Genomic DNA, 19,052 nt, shown 5'->3' with positions numbered 1-19,052 from the left:
TCCCACGAGCAAATAGTGACTGAACGCTGTCCAATTACGCCGAAACGACCGTGATCTGGCGTTCCCTGTCGATGGCGTACTCCAGTTCCTCCGCGATGGCGCTGCCGCGGGAAACCTGGATGTCGCCGCCGCGGCCGACCGTTGCGGTGAACAGGTACTCGCCGTCGGCCTGCACCTCGACGGTCTCCCCGGCGTGGCCGTCGAGCGGGATGATGACGTGACGCGACGTGATTTCGGGGGTAACGACGTTCCCCTTCGGAGCCACCGCCGTCGTCCCGACCGAGGACGGTTTCTCGTCGTGGGTCCGCACGTCGATGTCGATGCCGAGGCGGTTCTCGATGTCGTCGATGCGACCGCCGCCCTTGCCGATGACGTAGGAGATGTCGTTTTCGTCCACGTAGACGACGGCCTTGTTCTGCCCCTGCAGGTCGACGTCGACGTGCCCGCGCGAGACGGATTGGATTTCGCGCTCGATCTCCTGTCGGGCGAGGCGCGAGACGCCGGTTTCCTTCTCGTCACCGTCTTCCAAAGGGACCGTGACGACCTGCCGGTTGAAGGTGTAGATCTCGTATTCCGGCGTTCCGGTCTCGAACTCCTCCACGAGGATGACGGGGCGGGCGAGGTCCTCCTCGGTCATGCCTGCGGGCACCTTGACCTTCGTCCGTACGTCGTACACCTTCTCGATCTGCCCGGCTTCGATGTAGACGACGGTGTCCACGATCTGCGGAATCATGCCGAGTTCGACCCGGCCGATGAGCCGCTGCAGCGCGTCGATCGGTCGCGTGGCGTGGACGACGCCGACCATGCCGACGCCCGCGAGGCGCATGTCGGCGAACACCTCGAAGTCGTTCGTCTTCCGCACCTCGTCGTAGATGGTGTAGTCCGGCCGCACCATCAGCAGGGAGTCGGCGGTCTTCTCCATCTCGCCAGCCAACTCGGTGTACTGGGTGACTTCCGGGCCGACCTGCAAGTCGCGAGGTTTCTCCATCGTCTTCACGGCGAAGTCGTTGTCCGCGAGGAATTCCGCGACGGCTTGTGCGAAGGTGGATTTCCCGGCACCGGGTGCACCGGAGATGAGAACGCCGCGCTGGCGTTCGAGGAGTCGCCCGCGGAGTTCGTCCGCGTGCTCGTAGTCGTCCAGCGAGGTCTTGACGATGGGTCGAACCGCCGTGATCTCCCACGCGTCCGCGAACGGCGGTTCCGCGATGGCGATACGGTAGTCGCGGAACTGGACGATGGTCATACCCGGTTCGTCGATCTCGATGAAGCCCTCGTTGCTCTGTTTCGCGCTCTGGATGATCTCCTGTGCGTACTCCTTGAGATCCTCGTCGGTCGAGGGGTCGTCACGGATTTTCTGATAGTGCATATCGCCGATCTCGCCGCGTTTGGCCATCGGCGGCACCCGCGACCGGAGGTGGACGCTCATCGTCTGCTCGTCGAAGAAATCCTCGATACTGAGTCGGCCGACGTCCTCGGTCTTCGGCGCGATGTACTCCACGTCCAACCCCTTGGCTTTCGCCACCTCGCTCTGCACGAGGTCGCTCGTGACGAAGGTGGCGTCGTGTTCCTCGGCCAGTTCGCGGATGAGCGCGTCTATCTCGCCGCGGTGGGCGTACCCCTGCTCTTCGGGTCCGGGGCGCACCCCGACGAAATCGAGATCGATGTCGCCCGCGTCCGCGAAGTCCGCGAGTCGCTGCAGTTCCGACAGACCGTCCCAACCGCTCTCCTCTCCTTTGTTCGCCTGCGATTCGAGTTCGCTAACGACGGCTTCGGGGATGAGAACCGTCGCCCCGGCAAAGTCACCGTCACCGACTTTCTGGGAAATCCGGCCATCGACGACGGCGCTCGTATCCGGCACTACGTTCATGTCTCTCGGTTCGTGCGGTAGCCTGATAAGGGTTTCAGCGTGTGAGTCATGCTTTTGGTAGTCGGTAACGTATGTGGGTCGATGCGTCACGCCCACCTCGTTCTCACCGTCGACGCCGAGACACGCGACCGAATCGAAGCCGACCTCGCGGACGAAACCGTCGAAGAGTGGCTTCTCGACGCCGTCGAACGGAAACTCGACCGCTACGCGGAGTACGAATACGTCGATGACTGTGGCATCTGACGGTTTCGCCGTTCGCTTCCGAATTTCGTCACTTGCTGCCGAAGCCACTTGCTATCGCAAGCGCCAAGATTAGAAGGCTGACAGAACAAAATGCGCAGGATGGTAGCACTCACGTCCGCGAGCCTCGATGAAACGTTCGAGACGCTTTCGGACGAACAACGGCGACAACTGTTGTACTACCTCTCCGAATCATCGGATGGCACCGCGACGGTCGAAGAACTGATCGAACTACTCGGGGGGAATGCACAGCAAACCGAAATACGTCTTCGACACGTTCACATTCCGTATCTCCGGGACACCGCGATGGTCGATTACGACGATCGGACTGAGACGGTTCGATATCGGGAAACCCCGTTTTTGGAACGAATAATCGACTGCTGTCCCGACGAGTTCACCTCGTGAAACTACCGCTCCGGACGTGAGTTCCGGATCCGTTCTTGCCGAGTTGCTGGATACTAAGCCCCCCGCCAAACAGATGGGTGTATGGACGAACTGGTCGAGTTGACCCGCGACCTCGTCTCGATTCCGAGTCACGAGGACGAGACGGCAGCGGGGGACCGTATCGAGGAATGGCTCCGATCGGAGACGGACGCCGACGTCACCCGCGACGGAAAAGGAAACGTCATCGCTCGAAGAGCGACTGGCTCCCAGACGCAGTCCGGGAACGTCGTCGCTCGCGGAACGACGGACGATGGAACGACCGATACGTCCCTCGCGTTCGTCGGCCACCACGACGTCGTTCCGCCGGACGACTCCCAGACCGACGGCGACGACTACGTGGTCGAAGAACGCGGCGGACGGCTGTACGGGCGAGGCGCGGCGGACATGAAAGGCTCCGTCGCCGCCTCGATGCTCGCGTTCCGCGACGCCGACCCGACTTGCGACCTCGTCTTCGCCAGTTTCGTCGGCGAGGAGATCGGCGGGACCGGTGCACGCTACGCCATCGACCACGACTTCGCTCCGGACTGTGCTATCATCGCCGAAGGCTCCACGAACTACTCGAAAGGGGACGTCACGGACGTCGTCGTCGCCCACCGGGGCCGACGGGCGAGCACCATCACGGCACACGGAACGGCCGCCCACGCCAGTGAACCCGAAGCGGGCGAGAACGCGATCTATCGCGCCACCGACGCCGTGGACATCGTGCGCGACTGTTCGGTCCCCACCGTCTCCGTCCTCGGGAACGAACTCTCGGGGAGCGTCGTCGCCACCGAAATCGAGGGCGGTAGCGCGTGGAACGTCATTCCCGCGACCTGTGACGTCACCATCGACGAGCGCACCGTCCCCGGCGAACGCGCCGCCCTCGAAGCGGTCGAGGAACTCGACGGCGTCGAGTGGTCCGTCGAACAGGACTTGCCACCGATGGAGTGCGATGACGCCGACTTCGCCGACACCGTGCTCGCGGCGGCGGAAGATGCACAGGACAACGACCCCAAACAGGTGACGAAACCCCACGCCACGGACGCGGGCTGGCTGGCACAAGCGGGCGTGACGTGCGTGGTCTGCGGTGCCTCAGAACCCGGCGAAGCACACACGAAGAACGAGAGCGTCGGCATCGACGTGCTGGAGCGCTGTTACCGGACCTACCTGAACACCGCCGAGCGACTGTAGGGCAGTGGCGAGTGGGGTACGGAGTTGGGACTTTTCTGTCCGTCGTACTTTCCGTGATTGCAGTTCCCGAGAGATGGGCATCGACTGCCCAGTCACGACTCAGACGACGCGGTTCGTAAGCTGTTCGTCGGCGTCGATGTGCTGGACGTTCTCCCGGACCAGTTCCGCGATGTGATCGTAGTAATCCACCTCCATGGCGGAGGCGTGCGGCGTGATGATGACGTCGTCCATGTCCCAGAGCGGCGAGTTCTCGGGTAACGGCTCCTCCTCGAACACGTCGAGTACGCCACCGGCGATACTCCCGTCTTGCAGGGCGGCAACCAAGGCATCCTGATCCGCGCAGGGGCCACGGGCGACGTTGATGAAGTAGGCGTCGTCACGCATGGCGTCGAACTCCGCTTCTCCCATCAACCCTTCCGTCTCGGCGGTGAGCGGGGTGGCCAGCGCGACGAAGCGGGCGTTCGAGATGGCCTCGTGGAGGTGGTCGTCCGCGTAGACGGTCCGGACGTGGGGAACCGACTCGGCCGAGCGGCGGACGCCGGTGACGTGCATACCGATGGCGTCGGCCCGTTTGGCGATTCCCTGTCCGAGCGTGCCGAGACCGACGACGCAGAGCGATTCGCCCTGTAGCGTGAACGGCACGTCCCAGTCCGGGCGACTCCACTCGTGGTCACCCTGCTGGCGGGTATAGACGTGTAGACGGCGGGCGAGTTGGAGCATCGTCCCCAACACGGTCTCGCCGACGCTGGTGCCGTGAATCCCCGTGCTGTTCGTCAGAATGATCCCCGCGTCCTCGAACTCGTCCAGCGGGAAGCGGTCGTATCCGGCCTGAACCGAGTGGATCCATTCGAGGTCGGCATCGAGAAACGAATCACGGTACGCGAAGGTGACGAGCGCGTCGCAGTCCGCCAACTCGTCCGGGTCGTCGCCCACGACGACGACCGTCGGGTCGACGGACGAAAGCGCGTCACGCAACTGCGCGGGAGGGAAGATGGCGCGTACGGACTCGTGGACACCGAGGTGAGAAATCTCCATGGAGGGGGTACCCACGGCGACAGGATGAATCTTCGGACGGCGGCAGTCGGATCGGGTTCACCGATAGTTTCCTGTCACCCCGGTACCAAATCGGGCGCGGTGGCTGTCGCGGTGCTCGAAGGCGTGTGAAGATTCGACTCGACGAAATTTCGAAGGGCGGCTCGGGAGAAATCCTCGTCACAAGGGGCTCGGAGGGGGTAACTTTCGTCACCGCCGCCCGGGCGGGAGTATCCGCTCGAACGGTTTGACTCTTGCGAGCGACGACTCCGAACGATGTTCAGCAAGCTGACTCAACGACTCTCGTTCTGCCATCCGGTGAGACCTTCCAGTTCCTCGGCCACCGAACCGATTCCTCCGCGGTCCAGGATACCGCGCTCGGTCACGTAGCCGGAAACGAGTTCGGCGGGCGTCACGTCGAAGGTCGGATTCACCACCGACAGGTCCGCATCGCCGTCGTACACCGCATTCGGTGAGCCGTCCTCCAACACGGGTTCGTCCGTCGTCCGAACCTTGTCAGTCGCGGTGACGACGAGAACGGGAACGTCCTCCCGGTTCGCCGCGAGCGCCGTGCCCCGCGTTCCGGTCTTGTTCACCACGTCGCCGCTCGGGAGCACCGAATCCGCGCCGACGACGACGTAGTCGATTTCTTCGGTCGCCAGCACGTGCGCCGTCGCGGCGTCGGTGTGCAGGGTCACGTCGGTTCCCTCGGCCAGCGCCTCCGCCACGCCAACTCCCTCGTTCGCGGGACGCGATTCGGCGACGAACACGCGCGCCGCGTTCCGGAGCGCATCGAGCACGGTCCCCGAGCGCGAGAGCGTGAGCACCGCCGCGTCGGCGATTTCCTCGCGGGCGTTTTCCGTCGCGTCCTCGTCCACTCGGTAGGCTCGTTCGATGCCCTCGATAGCGGCGCGTTCGACTGTCTCGGGGTCCCCTCCCGAACCGCTCGCGTCGGCCATGGCGCGATTCACGCGGTTTCCCAGCGCGGCCATGCTCGGACGCGCGTCGAGCAAGTCACGGGCGAGGGCGGTGAGTTCGTTCCAGTCACTGCTCCCGCCATCACCACCGCCACCACTACCACCGCCACCGCGAACCGCACACGTTCCCGCTCGGTCTCGAAGGACTTCGAGCGCCCGGACGGAGATATACGCCGACCCGTGTTCGGCGTCCTCGGCGACCGATTCGACGGTCGGCGCGATGTGGTCGTAGGAGGTCCACAGATCAGGTACCGTCTCGCGACGGAGAATTTCCGTCGGTGGGACCCACTCCGCCTCGGTCGTCTCCCAGTCGATTCGAACGTCCCGGCTCGCACAGTCGAACAGGTATGGATGCACGACCCAGCGTTTGTCCAGCGATTCGTCGTCCACCTCGAACGGGTCGCCCGCTCGGACGAACGTGCAGTCGTCCAGCAGTCCGGTCTCCTCCTCGATTTCCTCGCGCGCGAGGGCGTCGGGGTCCCCCTCCGCGTGTCCGGCCACCCCTCCCCACTGCCCGGAGTACGACCCCACCTCCTCGCTTCGCCGGAGGAGCAACACCTCCCCACGGTTGCGCAGCATACAGGTCACGACGTGGGTTTCGTCCATGAGCGAAGCGACGAGAGCGCGGGAGTTCAACCTGTGGGCGAACGCCCTCGACGTGGACGCGGACGACGCCTTGGACGAGGCGCTCGAAAAGTATCGGGCGAGAATTCACCAGAGCGGGAGCGCATCGTCGAAAACGGAGACGGATTTCGATACGTGAGCACTTCGAGAATCGAGTAAAACAGAGAGTAATTCGGGAACCGACCGTTACATCGGGAGCCGTTCTTTGATGAACCGCTTGAGGAGCGGGATATCTTCCTTGTGGATCAGTTTGAGCATGCCGCGAATCTGCCCGTTGTTCGCGTTCGCCAGCGTGCTGTGACTGAGCTGTTTGAGGTCACGAATCAGCGTGTCGTAGCGCTCGTTTTTGGCGAGGTAGAGCAGTTGCGTCATCAGCAAGCGCATCCGGGCGTTAGGTGCGACGTTGCTGTGCCAAAGATTGTCGTAGATGGACATGTTGTCCGCCGACGTGTCGGGGGTGGTCGTCATGAAACAGCGGTCGGCGGTTATCGCCGCCGCGCGTGCGGACTTCATGCCGACGTGGATACCCTCGCCCCAGAGCGGGTCGATGGTCGGAACGGTGTCGCCGATGGCCATGAAGTTGTCCGTGGAGAGCGCGCCCGGCGTCTGGATGTGGGCGGAGCCACGGTGTTGCTTGCCTTCGATTCGTTCCGCGTTCTCGAACCGTGGGTCGTTGTCGAGCCAGTACTGGAGGTAGTCGTCGATGCCCATGCCCTCCTTGGCGTAGTCGCTGTGACTCTCGTTCTGGATGTAACAGAGTCCGACCTTTGCCGTGTCCTCGCCCGTGTGGAAGATCCACGAGTAGCCGCCGGGCGCGAGGTCGTGGTCGAGTCGAAGCATCATCGCGTCGGTGAGGTCGGCATATCCCTCGGGGTCGATATCGATGCCTTCCATCTCGAACTCGACGCCGATGGCCTGATTCTCGCGCTTGAGGTCGCTCACGCCGAGATGCTTTGCGAGCGGGGCGCTCGGACCGGTCGCGTCGATGATGATGTCGCCGTACACTTCCTGGTTGCCGGAGTAGCGAACCCCGACGATATCGTTGTGCTCCATGATGGGTTTCGCGACGCGGGAGCCGAACCAGTATTCAGCACCTTCCTCCCGGCTATCCTCCACCAAGAAGCGCTTGAAATCAGCGAATTCGAGAACTGCACCCGGTTGGGACTTGGCGAAGTACTCGTTCGGGGATTCCAGGACGACGTTGTCGGTGTAGTTCATCACGACTTCGTCCGGGATGCCGAACGCCGCCATCATCGACGAGAACGTCCCGGCGGTCGATTTGTTGCTCTGTTGTGGGAAGCCGTCTTCCTTCTCGGCTTCGAGAACGACGACCTCGTAGCCACGCTGGGCCAAGTCCCGCGCACACTGTGCACCGGCGGGACCCGCACCTGCGATGATCACATCGTAGTGCTCGCTCATGCCGTCACCTTCGTCGCGCATGAGGAGGGTTCCTCCGTTTCGAACGCTTGCAATGAGGGGGAATCGGCGGTCGAACGGCCGTCGGTTCCGTCGCAGCGTCGGCCAGTGTCATAAGAGTCGAATGTCGTCGCGGCGGGGGAACACCCGGTGCCGCTAACGACAGTACACATGTCCGCAGTCATCTCTATACCTTCTTACCGTTCATCTCATAAAAAACAGGCGCAAACGGCTTGATGAACCGGGTTTTCGTCGTGAGCGGATGGTCAGATGTGTCTATGTCTCATACTACCATGGACGGCCGACAGCCGGTAGACTACCCGGCCGTCGCGGAAAAAACGAAATAGAAATCGAACCCGAACTGCTTCAGTAGAACTCGCGCACGAGGTCCATCGCGTCCTCGGGTGCGCCGTCCGGAATCTCGGTCATGTTCTTCCCGAGACCGTGGAGTTCGCCGTACGGGACGCTGTCCTCGTCCTGGTAGATGACGCCCTGATACTCCTTGCTGGCGTCGAGGATTTTCTCCTTTGCCGCGTCGTAGTCGTGCGGGTCGTGACCCTCGTCCGCGAGGTCGACGATGGCGTCGCGGTAGTAGTCGTACGTGTCCACGTCGTTGAACGTGACACACGGCGAGAAGACGTTCACGAAGCCGAAGCCGTCGTGCTCGATGGCCTTCTGGACGATTTCCGCGTGACGCTGTGCGTCCGTCGAGAAGGACTGTGCAATGAACGTCGCGCCCGCCGAGAGGGCGAGCGCGAGCGGGTTGACCGGCGGCTGTTTGGGGCCTTCCGGCGTCGTGCTCGTCTCGAAGTCCTCGCGGCTGGTCGGCGAGGCCTGTCCCTTCGTCAGTCCGTAGATGCGGTTGTCCATGACGATGTAGGACATATCCACGTTGCGTCGAACTGCGTGGATGAAGTGACCCACACCGATGGAGTAACCGTCACCGTCACCACCCGCGACCATCACTTCGAGGTCGGGGTTGGCGAGTTTGACACCCGTGCCGACCGGGAGCGCACGTCCGTGAACGCCGTGGATGGCGTAGGAGTGCATGAACGTCCCGATCTTACCGGAGCAGCCGATACCGGCGACGACGAACGTGTCGTCCGGCGTGTTGCCGGTTTCGGCGAGTGCTTTCATCATCCCGTTCATCGTCCCGAAGTCACCGCATCCGGGACACCACGTCGGTTGCTTGTCCGACTTGAAGTCGGTGAATCGAACCTCTGAACTCATGCTTCTATCTCCTGTCCGAGTTTCGCCTTGATATCGTCAGCCAATTCGTCGGCCTTGAATCGGATACCGTTGTACTTGTTTATCCGCTCGACACGGGTAAGCGCGTCGTGTTCGAGAACGTCGGCAAACTGCCCGGTGGCGTTACACTCGACCACGATGACCGTGTCCGCGGACTCGATGTCCTCGGTGAGGTCGGGACGCGGGAAGATGTACGGAACCGAGAGGAACCGAACGCTCACGTCGTCCTCTTCGAGGAAGTCGAGGGCTTCGCGCATCGGCCCTTCGTTCGACCCCCACGAGATGACGAGCGTGTCCGAGTCGGCGTCACCGAACTCGCGCGGCGTCAAGTCCTCCTCTTCCTTGGCCGTCTCGACCTTGCGGTTGCGCTTGTCGACCTGTTCGACACGAATCTCGGTGTCCTCCGTCCGGCGACCGAGCGCGTTGTGTTCGAGACCGGTGGACATGTGGGCACCGCCCTTCGTTCCGGGGAACGCGCGGGGGCTGATGCCGTCCGCGGTCGGGAAGTGGGGTTGGAACCTGTCCTGTTCGTCCGTCCACGCGTCGATGTCGTCCTCGTCCACGACGTTTCCGCGGTCGATTTCGACCGCGTCCATGTCGAATTCCTCGGGCGCGAACGTCTGCTCGGTGACCGCCATCGCGAGGTCGGCGAGCAGGAAGACCGGCGTCTGGTACTTCTCGGCGAAGTTGAACGCCTCGATGGTCTTGTGGAAACACTCGGCGATGTTCGTCGGTGCGACGACGAACCGCGGAATCTCGCCGTGGCCACCGTACAGCGTCATGTTCAAATCGCCCTGTTCCTGCTTGGTCGGCATCCCGGTCGATGGACCGGAGCGCATCACGTCACAGATGACGAGCGGCGTCTCGCTCTGTGCGATGAGGCCGAACGTCTCGGTCATCAGGTCGATACCCGGACCGGACGTCGCCGTCATCGAACGTGCGCCTGCGCGTGCCGCGCCGAGCGCCATGTTGATGGCCGACAGTTCGTCCTCGGCCTGCATCACGGTGCCGCCGAAGTGCTCGATTCGGCCCGTGAGATACTCCATGACGTTCGTCGCCGGGGTGATCGGATAGCCGGAGTAGAACCGACATCCTGCGGCGAGTGCGCCCATGCCGATGGCCTCGTCACCGTTGAGTAGGACGTAGTCGTTGTCCGTCGTCTCGATGTCGTAGGCGAAGTCGTGGTCGTACTCCTCCTGGACGTACTCCTGCCCGAGAAGGGCGGCTTTCTTGTTGTTCTCGACGATGGCCTCACCTTTGGAACCGAACTTCTTCTCGAGTGCGCTGTCGAGGTTCTCGATGGGGAAGTTCGTTACTTCGCAGGCCGCGCCGAGCGCGACGACGTTCTGCATGATGGTTCCGCCAGCGTCCTTCGCGAGGCTGCGGAGCGGAACGGCCAGCCCGATCATCTCCTCGGGGATGTCGACGTCCTCCATCTCCGTTCGTTCCCCGTCGTAGATGATGACGCTGTCCTCGTGAAGCTCATCGAGGTTCTCGTCGATCGTCCGCTGGGTCAGTGCTACGAGAATGTCCAATCGGTCCACGACGCTCTCGATTCGGTCGGTAGACGACCGAATCTTGTACGCGGTGTACCCACCTCGGATACGGGACGCGAAATCCTTCGACGTGAAGACATGTCGGCCCGCCCGGGAGAGTGCTTGCGCAAAGATTTTCCCGGTCGAATCGATTCCATCGCCGGCTTCGCCGCCGAGGCCCAGTTCAGGTCTTGCATCGTTGCTAGGCTACCCGGTGGCAAATCAAAAGCCTTCTGAAGCGGACTCGGTGAAGCGGCAAGGAATTTGGTACTTACGGCCAAAGGTCCGATATGGATGGAACTGAGGTCGAAGTGAAGTCGGTGAGTAATGTCGGCGGAAATACAATCGCGTTGGAGATCGAGGCCCCTTCGGACTTTTCGGCTCGGCCGGGACAGTTCCTGCAAGTCGCGGGAACCGTCGATGACGAGGAGATCACGCGCCACTACACCCTTTCGTCGCCCGACGCTGAGGGGACGTTCGAGATCACGGTCGCCGTCGACCCGGACGGCGAACTCGGCCCGTGGCTCGCGGCGCGCAGTGCGGGCGAGACGGTGGAGATTGCCGGTCCGTTCGGGCGGTCGTACTACGAGGGCGAACCGAGCGTCGTCGTTCTCGCGGGCGGACCGGGTGTCGGCCCGGCAGTCGGAATCGGGGAGCGCGCGCTCGCGGAGGGCGGCGACGTGACCATCGTCTATCAGGACGACGCTCCCGTCCACGAGGGACGACTGCGGGAACTGGAAGCGGGCGGTGCGACGGTCGTCATCACCGACGAACCGCTTCCCGAGAGCGAGAACGCGCGGACAGTTCTCGCGCGCGCGGACGGACAGGTGTTCATCTACGGATTCACGCCGTTCCTGACGGAGGCACGGGACGTTCTGGCGACGGTCGGACACGACCCGGACGAGGCGAAGTCCGAAAACTTCGGTTGATATTGGAAAAAACAATACCCTTTTATCACACCGTGAAAATAACCCACACTTAATGGGTCTCAGATGTTCGCTGTTAGGCCACGACTACGGCGAGTCCGAAATCGAGCGCGAGCGCGAAGAGCAAGGTAACGAAGTGGTGGTCACGGTTCGGGAGTTCGAGAAATGCCAACGCTGTGGTGCCGAAAGCATCATCAGCGAGAACAAGGAAGTCACGACGATCGAGGAACCGGAACCGACACCGGAGCCGATGGAAAGCAGGACGGAAGACGGGCTAGCGGGATCGGCATCGGTAGAACCGACACCGGCCGAACAGGAATCGGTCGAACCGATGACGACCGGACCGGAATCCGAGACGGAAATCATCGACGAGACGGTCGAGTCGGACCCGGAACCAGTCGGTTTCAACGACGATGACTTCCATCCGCCGGAGAGCGCGGACGAGGACGACGGCGTCATCCTCGACGACGAGGACGACGAGGTCGAAGAACGGGGCCGTGGTCACGGTGAGTGGCCTGACCCCGAGGACACGAACGTGGACGAGTCGGCCCGCGGGTCGACGGACTGGCCCGATACCGGACTCGATGACGAGGGATTCGACGCGCAAGTCGATGACGGAAGCGACGTCGAGGTGAGCTTCGGTGGCGGATTGACGCCGGAAAGCGCGCCTCACGCGGAGGACGATGCCGAGTTCGTGGAGGCCGAGCCCAGTGAAGAAACGGGGTTCGTGCGGACCACGCGGCCCGAACCACAGCGGGAAACGGGATTCACACGCGCACGGGAGGCACCGAAACCGGACCAAGCTTCGGAATCGAGTCCGAGCGCAGAACTCATCTGTCCCGAATGCGGGCAGTTCGGCGGTGCTGCCTCGGGTTCGTCACTCCGCGCAGGGGACATCTGCCCGGAGTGTCGGAAAGGATACCTAAGCGAACACGAGTAGACACGACGCGAAAAGGGTAAACATCCACCCCTCTAATCTGGGTCCAACTCATGAAAGAATACAAAATGCGACGCGGTGAGCATCTCGAAGACCGAATGCCCGACCTGAAAGCGAGCATCGAGGACTACTTCGGTCCCATAACGGCCACCGAGGATTTCAACGGACACGAACTCTACGTGGTCGAAGAACCGGACAACCCCGTTTTCAAGCGAATCGTGGCCGGTGCCGCATCGTACAGCGGAAAGAAGGACAAACTCGCCGTTGACTTCGAGGAGCGTCCCGCCGAGGACGTCATCGCGGAGGGGAACGCCGACGCTGCTGCCGACGCGGTGAGCAAGAAAAACGAGTTCCTTCTCGAAGCGACCGGCCGCGACGCGAAGGCACGCCGTGACTCGCTGAAACGAACCGTCGAAGACGACGCGGACACGCCGGACGACGTCTAATTCCGACCGAGTTTTGTTCGACTGACGTTGACACCGGTCGGCGTCACGATAAGTTGGTCATCACCTTTCTGAACGATGTCGCCGTTGACTTCGCGGGCGACCTGCTGGAGTTCGTCAGTGATGCGCTCGACGGTGGTGTCCTGCGTTCGAAGTCGAGTGATATCAGCGATAACGATGTCGCCGTCGTAGACGGCGTCTTTGATGGCGATAACGTCCTGCTGTCCTTGGATCTCGGCGATGTGAACGTTCAATCCTGACTCGCTGGGTGTGGTCTCGAAATCGTCCAAATCCAGCTCGACATAATCCCCGGCGCTTCCCGATTGCGTTTCGCCGAGAATCTTATTCATGAATCCCATAGAACTACGGGGCAATCGAACGAGTATAGTTCTTACGTCAGACGGAGCGACGAGCGAGCACGTAGAGCAGGTAAATAACGCGCTTTTTTGCTCGCACGCTTTGTTCCCCTCTCCATGACGTTCAGCATCTGTGTCCGAGAGGAGTACACGGACGAAAGCGGGGACGACCAGACGCGGTTCGGCGTCGCGGTGACGACACGCCTTCCGGGGGTCGGAACGCTCTGTCCGTTCGCCAGCGAAAACGGGGCGATCGCCACCCAGAGCCTCGTCAACGTCGAACTCGGACGGAAGGGAATCGAGTACGTGGACGACGGCCTCGCGATCGACGATGCGCTCACGGCGCTGCTCAACGCCGACGAAGGGGCGGAGAACCGACAACTGCACGGCGTGGACGCGGAGGGGACGTTCACCTTTTCCGGGGAGGAGTGTCACGGCTGGTACGGCCACGAAAGCGGCGAGAACTACACCGTCGCCGGGAACTTGCTGACCGGCGAATCCGTCGTCGCCGAGACGGCACGCGCGTACCGCGAAAGCGCGGACGAGGACCGGCCGCTCGCCCAACGGCTCATCGACGCGCTGGCCGCGGGCTACGCCGAAGGCGGGGACAAGCGCGAGGAACTGACCGTCCAGAGCGCCGCGCTGTTGATCGAGACGACCGAACCCAAGGAGACGGATCCGTACTACAACGATCTGCGCGTGGACGCGACCGAAACGCCGATCAGGGACCTGCGGGAGGCCTACGAACTCGCCGGTGACGGGTTCACCGCCGCCGTCGAGCGCTACGAAGCGGCCAACGATGACGGGAACGACGACACGTAGCACGTACGACCCTCGATGCGGACGATGCCGGTCGAAACGGGTGGGTTTATAGACGAGACGAACGCACGACGGATTATGGAAGTCAAATCTCGCCATCATCTCCGGAGCGACGAGGTTCGGGAGATCGACGCGGCGCTCGAAGACACCCTCGGCGTCGAACTCGATGCCGACACCTACGAACTCGTGGAACTGGAGGATTCGGCCTTCGACATCGTCCTCGTGGACGGGGAACCGACGGTCTTCTACACCGACGGCGAACCGTTCCTCACCGTTCAGGGTGCGAACGCCTACCCGCCGACGAAGCGCGTCGTCACCGTGGACGCGGGTGCCGTCTCGTTCGTCAGCGACGGTGCCGACGTGATGCGGCCCGGAATCGTGGAAGCGAGCGACGACATCGAATCGGGCGACCTCGTGGCTATCGCCGAGGAGACCCACGGCAAGGTGCTCGCCATCGGCCGTGCGAAGACGGACGGCGACGAGATGGTCGGCGACTCCGGCAAGGTGGTCGAATCCGTTCACTTCGTCGGGGACGACCTCTACGAATTCGTGGTCTGATCGGACCCGAAACGTTCCCGGCAAAAAGGCGAAGTGTGAGGGCGTCGAAGGGCGTGATATGTTGGGTTCCCGGTGGACCCGGGAGAAAAAGTCGGTCGACTGTATCGCGTGTGGCGATGCCGTTCGGCGCTCCGCGGCGCGCGAGTACGACAAGGAGGGGAATCGCTGGGAGCGCAACGGAAAGACCTTCGAGCACCTCTGCAAGGCGTGTCACCGCGAGTTGTGTCATCAGCCCCGCGACGAGTTGGAGGGGCTTCTCGTGGAGATGGACGCCGACCACGTCGAACAGGACGAGTTTTTAGCCCGGTACGAAACCGCCATCCGAGACCGATACGGCCCGCTGGAAGAACGGGAAGGATAGTCAGTCGATACGCCTAACTTCCCAACTCCCTTATCAGCGGGCATGACGAGCGACGCACAGGCTGAGGCGGGCACCGCCGAAGGCCAAGGCCCGGTCGAAATCTCCGAAGATCTCGCCGAGCGACTCGACAGCAAGCGCGAACAGCTGTTCGAGAAGTTCGAAATCAGGGACGGGTTTCCCGGCCCCGTGATGACGGAGGCCGAGAAACGAACCGAGAACATCCAACAGGAGATTCAGGACGAAGTCGAGGAACGAAAAGACCTGCGCGAGATGACGACGTGGACGACCGACCCCGTCGACGCACAGGACTTCGACGACGCCATCTCCGTCGAGGAGCACGAGGACGAGTACGTTCTCTGGGTTCACATCGCCGACGTGACCCACTACGTCCACCCCGAATCGAACATGTGGGAGGAAGCGGTCAAACGCGGTAACACGGTGTATCTCCCCGCCTACACGATCCACATGCTCCCGCCGATGCTGGCCGAGACGGTCTGTTCGCTGGTCCCCAACGAGGACCGCCTCGCCCACACCGTCGAGATGCACCTCGACAAGGAGAACCTCTCGTACGAGACCATCGACATCTACAAATCCGTCATCCGGAGCGACGAGCGACTCACCTACTCGCAGGCCGAGGAGCGACTGGACGACGAGGACGCCCCGCTCCACGAGGAGTGCAAACTCTCCTTCGAACTCGCCGACCGGATGCACGAGCAGCGAAAGGAGGACGGCAGTCTCGTCCTGAACCCGCGACGTGACCGCGCCCACACCATCATCGAGGAGTCGATGCTGAAGGCGAACAAGGCCGTCACGCACGAACTGATGTGGGGCCGTGGCGTCGAGGCGATGTACCGCGTCCACCCACAGCCGACGCCCGACGAGTGGGGTAAGGCGCTCCAGGAGATACAGGACTTGAACGGCGTTTCGATTCCGGGTAGTACGTGGGACGACCCGCGGATGGCCGTCAACGCCACGCTGGAGGAAGCGCCGGGCCGACAGCTCGACAAGATCCAGTGGGCCGTCATGAAGGTGATGCCCCGCGCTCGCTACATGAGCGACCCGTTCGGCGGCCACCACGCGCTGAACTTCGAGATTTACGGCCACTTCACCAGCCCGATCCGGCGGCTCTCGGACCTCATCAACCACTGGATCGTCTACACCAACGATGTCCCGGAGGACCTCGTAGCGCTGTGTGATCGCGCCAGCGACAAACAGGCCGACGCGGAAGCCTGTGAGCGCGAGTACAAACAGTTCCTCGAAGAGGTCGGACTCGACCCCAACGCGGTCAACAACCGCGGCATCGAGGTCGTCGAGGACGACGAGTAGACGCGATCGATGTTCCCCGACTCCCGCAACGTTCTCGAACCGAACTGCTCGCGCTGTCCCGAACTCGCCGCGTGTCGAAACCGCATCTCGTGGGGGACCGGTCCGTTGGATGCCGACGTGATGGTCGTCGGCGAAGCACCCGGTGCTGGCGCGCCGGACGCGGACCTGTGGCAGGGCGGCAACTGGACGGGAATGGCGTACACCACGCGACACTCGGGACGGAAGATTCGCAGGGTGTTCGACGAACTCGGCTACGACGCGTACTTCACCAACGCCGTGAAGTGCTTTCCCGAGGGGGACGACGGCTCGAACCGCGAGCCGCGTGCCGAGGAGTTGGCGAACTGCTTCGAGCACTTGCAAACGGAAATCGAACAGGTCGGCCCGTCCGTCGTCGTCACGACGGGAAAACACGCCACGAAACTCCTGTTTGACTTCGAGTCGATTCGAATGAACGGCTTTCTCGAACGCGTGCTCTCGCCGGTCGAATGCGAGCGACTCGGCGTGACGGCTTTGCCACTGCTTCATCCATCGTACGAGAACGTCTGGCGGAAGCGACTCGGCTACGACCGACCGGAATACATTGCGGCTATCGGTTCCGAACTCTCGGCGTTGGTTTGATCACTCGTCAGCAGGTGCTGTTTCGGATGCACCGGACGGTGTGTCTGTGTCGTCCGTGATGTGTATCATCCCGTCGCTTTCGTACGTGATCTCGTAACCGCGGTAGCTAAATACCGCTTTGCCGCCGATCCGATCCTGCCCATCGACTCGCGGCCGAAACAACGAGTCCAATGCATCGGGGTCCACCGCGTCGTATAGACGTGGACCGATCTCGTCGGGTGACGCGTCCTCGTGATCCGCGATCGCGTTGACGACGGCGGTACTGGGCCGCTCGCCGTCCTGCAAATGGTAGGAAGTATGTTCCATTCCAGTACTTCTCTTAAGATTCGTCAATGGTTAAGTATGTCGGATAAATCTGTGTAAATACCATCCTAAAGATAGTATTTCCCCAATTTCGAAATAATCACGACTTCAATCGGAGACGTCCTTCTGACCGAAGTGGTCGTACGGTTGCATGTGTTCGTCTTTCACCAGCAGTTGATCGACGACATCTAGACCCATGTCGTCGAGTTGTTTGCTGACCTCGGTCGCGTCCTCGCGGGTCGTTGCGACCGCCTCGACGTGGAGGTTCTGCACGCCGACCATGATCTCCTTGACGTTGACGACGCCCGACGCGTCGAGTGCCTCCGCCGCCAGTTCCTCGCGCTCGGGGATCGGAGCGGTACAGATGAAGAGAACGCGGAGCGGGAATCCCGCTTCGTGGTAGTCGATCTGTGGGTGATAGCCTCTGATGACTCCCGCCTCTTCGAGACGTTGGAGTCGATTTCCGACGGTACTGGCGGAGACACCCACAGCATCCCCGATTTCCGTCGTCGTCATATTGCGTGCGTCCTCTTGGAGCAAGTGAAGGATGCCCCGGTCTACGTCGTCAAGTGTGTCGTGGCTCATTGGTCTGTTATCGAAACCGCTACTCACTATTCATACCCTGTTCCTAAAAAGTCGGCACGCGTTCGAGATGACAAACTTTCGTGGGAGGCATGGCCGAAACATGGCGAGAAGCCAACTCGCCACCAGAGCCTCCGGCACCGTCGAACACTTGCCTGGTAGTACACCCGGGCTTCGGGCGTATTTCATACGAATACCGCTACCCCCTTTATTATATTCCGAATAAGCGAGGCGTCCTCGGAAAAAACTCGGTGAAACGGTGGTCGAACCGAATTTCTCGGGTCGGTCAAATTCCGGTTTGCAGCCGGTTTTCGCGGGGTTTGGGCCATGAAACGGTCCGAGAAATGACGGATTTTGCTGAACAATCCTCTTGTCTGTCGTGTTGAGAGGATCGTCGGATGTTCGAACCTCTCCACCCGCTGGACTCCTCGGAGGCACGAGTAAGTCGGCGAGAATCGAGCGCCGAATCGAGTGCTACGGGTTGTTTCGAGAGAACTGTCGTACGTATCGCTCTCGACTTGGTGGAATAAAATGTCACACTTATTGATTTGGAATTTCCCACGACTCGACAAGGCTTATGGGTTGATAGAATACTCCACTCACCATGCAAGCAACGAGGCGGATAAACCATACCTACCGAAATCGGCTATTTTCCGGGCTTTTAGCCGGTGTGGGGGCGTTTCTTGGCGGCTATGGCTTGACGTGGGCTTTCGTCACGCTCGACGAGCTACCGACCTTTTCGTTCGCCGCCGAGAAGTGGCAAGTCGTCACGTGGTACTTCTACAACGCGCAGTTCGTCGAAATCTCCCAAACCATCTCCGGTTCCGATGACTCCAACTATCTTCGGAACAGCGTCGATCTGATCACTAACTCCTCGGATCCGTATATCCAGTTCCTCCATCTCCTGCCGCTCGTCGCCATCTTCATCGGTGGCGTTCTCCTCGCTTCTCACCTGGGTCGCGCCCGGACGGTCCCGCACGCGGCGCTGAACGGTGCACACGTCGTCGTCGGTTACCTGCCGATCAGTCTCGTCGGTGCGTACATCGCCTCGAAACACGTCTCCGCCATCGGCGTGACCGCGCGCGTCGGTCCGAGGTATCTCGACACGCTCCTGTTCATGGGCCTCCTGCTCCCCCTCGTCGTCGGTTCACTCGGCGGCTTGGTTTATCACGTCGTTCGGGGATAACCTCCCACTCGTCACTCCTGTTTTTACTCGTCGTAAACGGTGGAAGTGGACTCGCGGAGATGGGTCCTTGCGGTTCCTGAACCC

The 19,052-nt window shown here is 61.9% G+C and carries 21 protein-coding genes and 1 pseudogene; 13 read left to right on the top strand and 9 right to left on the bottom strand.

Annotated features, from left to right (window positions below; genetic code table 11):
• Positions 1 to 34 precede the first annotated feature (34 nt).
• Positions 35 to 1,867: a PINc/VapC family ATPase gene (locus NKF25_RS11170; protein ID WP_253226744.1), complete on the bottom strand. Its 1,833-nt coding sequence runs from the start codon at positions 1,865 to 1,867 to the stop codon at positions 35 to 37.
• 81 nt (positions 1,868 to 1,948) lie between these two features.
• Here NKF25_RS11170 and NKF25_RS11165 point away from each other — a divergent pair, with 81 nt between their 5' ends.
• From NKF25_RS11165 to NKF25_RS11155, 3 genes are all read left to right on the top strand, one after another.
• The gene (locus NKF25_RS11165) at positions 1,949 to 2,110 is read left to right on the top strand and encodes a hypothetical protein (protein ID WP_253226743.1); all 162 of its coding nucleotides are present in this window, start codon (positions 1,949 to 1,951) and stop codon (positions 2,108 to 2,110) included.
• 99 nt (positions 2,111 to 2,209) lie between these two features.
• The gene (locus tag NKF25_RS11160; protein ID WP_253226742.1) at positions 2,210 to 2,512 is read left to right on the top strand and encodes a hypothetical protein; all 303 of its coding nucleotides are present in this window, start codon (positions 2,210 to 2,212) and stop codon (positions 2,510 to 2,512) included.
• An 81-nt stretch (positions 2,513 to 2,593) separates the two neighbouring features.
• Positions 2,594 to 3,721, top strand: coding sequence for a M20/M25/M40 family metallo-hydrolase (locus tag NKF25_RS11155; protein WP_253226741.1), 1,128 nt, complete (start codon positions 2,594 to 2,596; stop codon positions 3,719 to 3,721).
• Between the two features lie 99 nt (positions 3,722 to 3,820).
• Here the strand turns inward: NKF25_RS11155 and ddh are convergent, their stop codons facing one another.
• Together ddh and NKF25_RS11145 are read right to left on the bottom strand one after the other, a co-directional pair.
• Positions 3,821 to 4,756, bottom strand: a complete 936-nt coding sequence (gene ddh / locus NKF25_RS11150) for a D-2-hydroxyacid dehydrogenase (RefSeq protein WP_253226740.1) — start codon at positions 4,754 to 4,756, stop codon at positions 3,821 to 3,823.
• 290 nt (positions 4,757 to 5,046) lie between these two features.
• A complete protein-coding gene (locus tag NKF25_RS11145) occupies positions 5,047 to 6,336 on the bottom strand; it encodes an NUDIX domain-containing protein (protein ID WP_253226739.1) in 1,290 nt (429 codons plus the stop codon).
• Here NKF25_RS11145 and NKF25_RS11140 point away from each other — a divergent pair.
• Positions 6,335 to 6,493 (top strand): hypothetical protein, encoded by a 159-nt coding sequence (locus NKF25_RS11140; protein ID WP_253226738.1) that lies wholly within the window; start codon positions 6,335 to 6,337, stop codon positions 6,491 to 6,493. The two genes, NKF25_RS11145 and NKF25_RS11140, sit on opposite strands and share 2 nt — an antisense overlap.
• Positions 6,494 to 6,540: 47 nt before the next feature.
• Here NKF25_RS11140 and NKF25_RS11135 read toward each other — a convergent pair whose 3' ends face one another.
• The 3 genes and pseudogenes from NKF25_RS11135 to NKF25_RS11125 all read right to left on the bottom strand — a co-directional run bounded on the left by NKF25_RS11135 (position 6,541) and on the right by NKF25_RS11125 (position 10,750).
• Positions 6,541 to 7,773 carry a digeranylgeranylglycerophospholipid reductase gene (locus NKF25_RS11135; RefSeq protein WP_253226800.1) on the bottom strand — a complete coding sequence of 411 codons (1,233 nt, stop codon included), beginning with the start codon at positions 7,771 to 7,773 and terminating at the stop codon, positions 6,541 to 6,543.
• A gap of 363 nt (positions 7,774 to 8,136) precedes the next feature.
• On the bottom strand, positions 8,137 to 9,000 hold the full coding sequence (locus NKF25_RS11130; protein ID WP_253226737.1) for a 2-oxoacid:ferredoxin oxidoreductase subunit beta: 864 nt from the start codon (positions 8,998 to 9,000) through the stop codon (positions 8,137 to 8,139).
• Positions 8,997 to 10,750 (bottom strand): annotated as a pseudogene (locus NKF25_RS11125) (2-oxoacid:acceptor oxidoreductase subunit alpha). The gene NKF25_RS11130 and the pseudogene NKF25_RS11125 overlap by 4 nt, the downstream one beginning before the upstream one ends.
• A 93-nt stretch (positions 10,751 to 10,843) precedes the next feature.
• Here NKF25_RS11125 and NKF25_RS11120 point away from each other — a divergent pair.
• The 3 genes from NKF25_RS11120 to NKF25_RS11110 are packed head-to-tail and all read left to right on the top strand — an operon-like array spanning position 10,844 to position 12,862.
• Positions 10,844 to 11,482: an FAD-dependent oxidoreductase gene (locus NKF25_RS11120; protein WP_253226736.1), complete on the top strand. Its 639-nt coding sequence runs from the start codon at positions 10,844 to 10,846 to the stop codon at positions 11,480 to 11,482.
• Between the two features lie 52 nt (positions 11,483 to 11,534).
• Positions 11,535 to 12,419 carry an oxidoreductase gene (locus NKF25_RS11115; RefSeq protein WP_253226735.1) on the top strand — a complete coding sequence of 295 codons (885 nt, stop codon included), beginning with the start codon at positions 11,535 to 11,537 and terminating at the stop codon, positions 12,417 to 12,419.
• Between the two features lie 50 nt (positions 12,420 to 12,469).
• Positions 12,470 to 12,862 carry a DUF5611 family protein gene (locus tag NKF25_RS11110; protein ID WP_253226734.1) on the top strand — a complete coding sequence of 131 codons (393 nt, stop codon included), beginning with the start codon at positions 12,470 to 12,472 and terminating at the stop codon, positions 12,860 to 12,862.
• Here NKF25_RS11110 and sepF read toward each other — a convergent pair.
• A complete protein-coding gene (gene sepF, locus NKF25_RS11105) occupies positions 12,859 to 13,218 on the bottom strand; it encodes a cell division protein SepF (RefSeq protein WP_066144483.1) in 360 nt (119 codons plus the stop codon). The genes NKF25_RS11110 and sepF overlap by 4 nt on opposite strands.
• A 114-nt stretch (positions 13,219 to 13,332) precedes the next feature.
• Between sepF and NKF25_RS11100 the strand changes: the two genes are divergently transcribed.
• From NKF25_RS11100 to NKF25_RS11080, 5 genes are all read left to right on the top strand, one after another.
• Complete coding sequence (locus NKF25_RS11100; RefSeq protein ID WP_253226733.1) at positions 13,333 to 14,037, top strand: DUF1028 domain-containing protein; 705 nt, start codon at positions 13,333 to 13,335, stop codon at positions 14,035 to 14,037.
• 75 nt (positions 14,038 to 14,112) lie between these two features.
• Entirely contained in the window at positions 14,113 to 14,592 is a 480-nt protein-coding gene (locus NKF25_RS11095) for an RNA-binding protein (RefSeq protein WP_253226732.1), read from the top strand.
• 58 nt (positions 14,593 to 14,650) lie between these two features.
• On the top strand, positions 14,651 to 14,953 hold the full coding sequence (locus tag NKF25_RS11090; protein ID WP_253226731.1) for a hypothetical protein: 303 nt from the start codon (positions 14,651 to 14,653) through the stop codon (positions 14,951 to 14,953).
• Between the two features lie 42 nt (positions 14,954 to 14,995).
• Entirely contained in the window at positions 14,996 to 16,279 is a 1,284-nt protein-coding gene (locus NKF25_RS11085; RefSeq protein ID WP_253226730.1) for a ribonuclease R family protein, read from the top strand.
• A gap of 9 nt (positions 16,280 to 16,288) precedes the next feature.
• Positions 16,289 to 16,897 carry a uracil-DNA glycosylase gene (locus NKF25_RS11080; protein ID WP_253226729.1) on the top strand — a complete coding sequence of 203 codons (609 nt, stop codon included), beginning with the start codon at positions 16,289 to 16,291 and terminating at the stop codon, positions 16,895 to 16,897.
• Here NKF25_RS11080 and NKF25_RS11075 read toward each other — a convergent pair whose 3' ends face one another.
• Positions 16,898 to 17,203 carry a HalOD1 output domain-containing protein gene (locus tag NKF25_RS11075; protein ID WP_253226728.1) on the bottom strand — a complete coding sequence of 102 codons (306 nt, stop codon included), beginning with the start codon at positions 17,201 to 17,203 and terminating at the stop codon, positions 16,898 to 16,900. It lies immediately after the preceding gene.
• A 105-nt stretch (positions 17,204 to 17,308) separates the two neighbouring features.
• Positions 17,309 to 17,785, bottom strand: a complete 477-nt coding sequence (locus tag NKF25_RS11070; RefSeq protein WP_253226727.1) for an AsnC family transcriptional regulator — start codon at positions 17,783 to 17,785, stop codon at positions 17,309 to 17,311.
• Between the two features lie 601 nt (positions 17,786 to 18,386).
• Between NKF25_RS11070 and NKF25_RS11065 the strand changes: the two genes are divergently transcribed.
• Positions 18,387 to 18,968 (top strand): hypothetical protein, encoded by a 582-nt coding sequence (locus tag NKF25_RS11065; RefSeq protein ID WP_253226726.1) that lies wholly within the window; start codon positions 18,387 to 18,389, stop codon positions 18,966 to 18,968.
• The last annotated feature ends 84 nt before the right edge of the window (positions 18,969 to 19,052 follow it).

Origin of the sequence: Haladaptatus sp. AB643 (genome assembly GCF_024136975.1) — an archaeon.
Taxonomy (GTDB): Archaea; Halobacteriota; Halobacteria; order Halobacteriales; family Haladaptataceae; genus Haladaptatus.
Note: the sequence above shows the minus strand (reverse complement) of the source record. Positions and strands in the feature narration are given on the sequence as shown.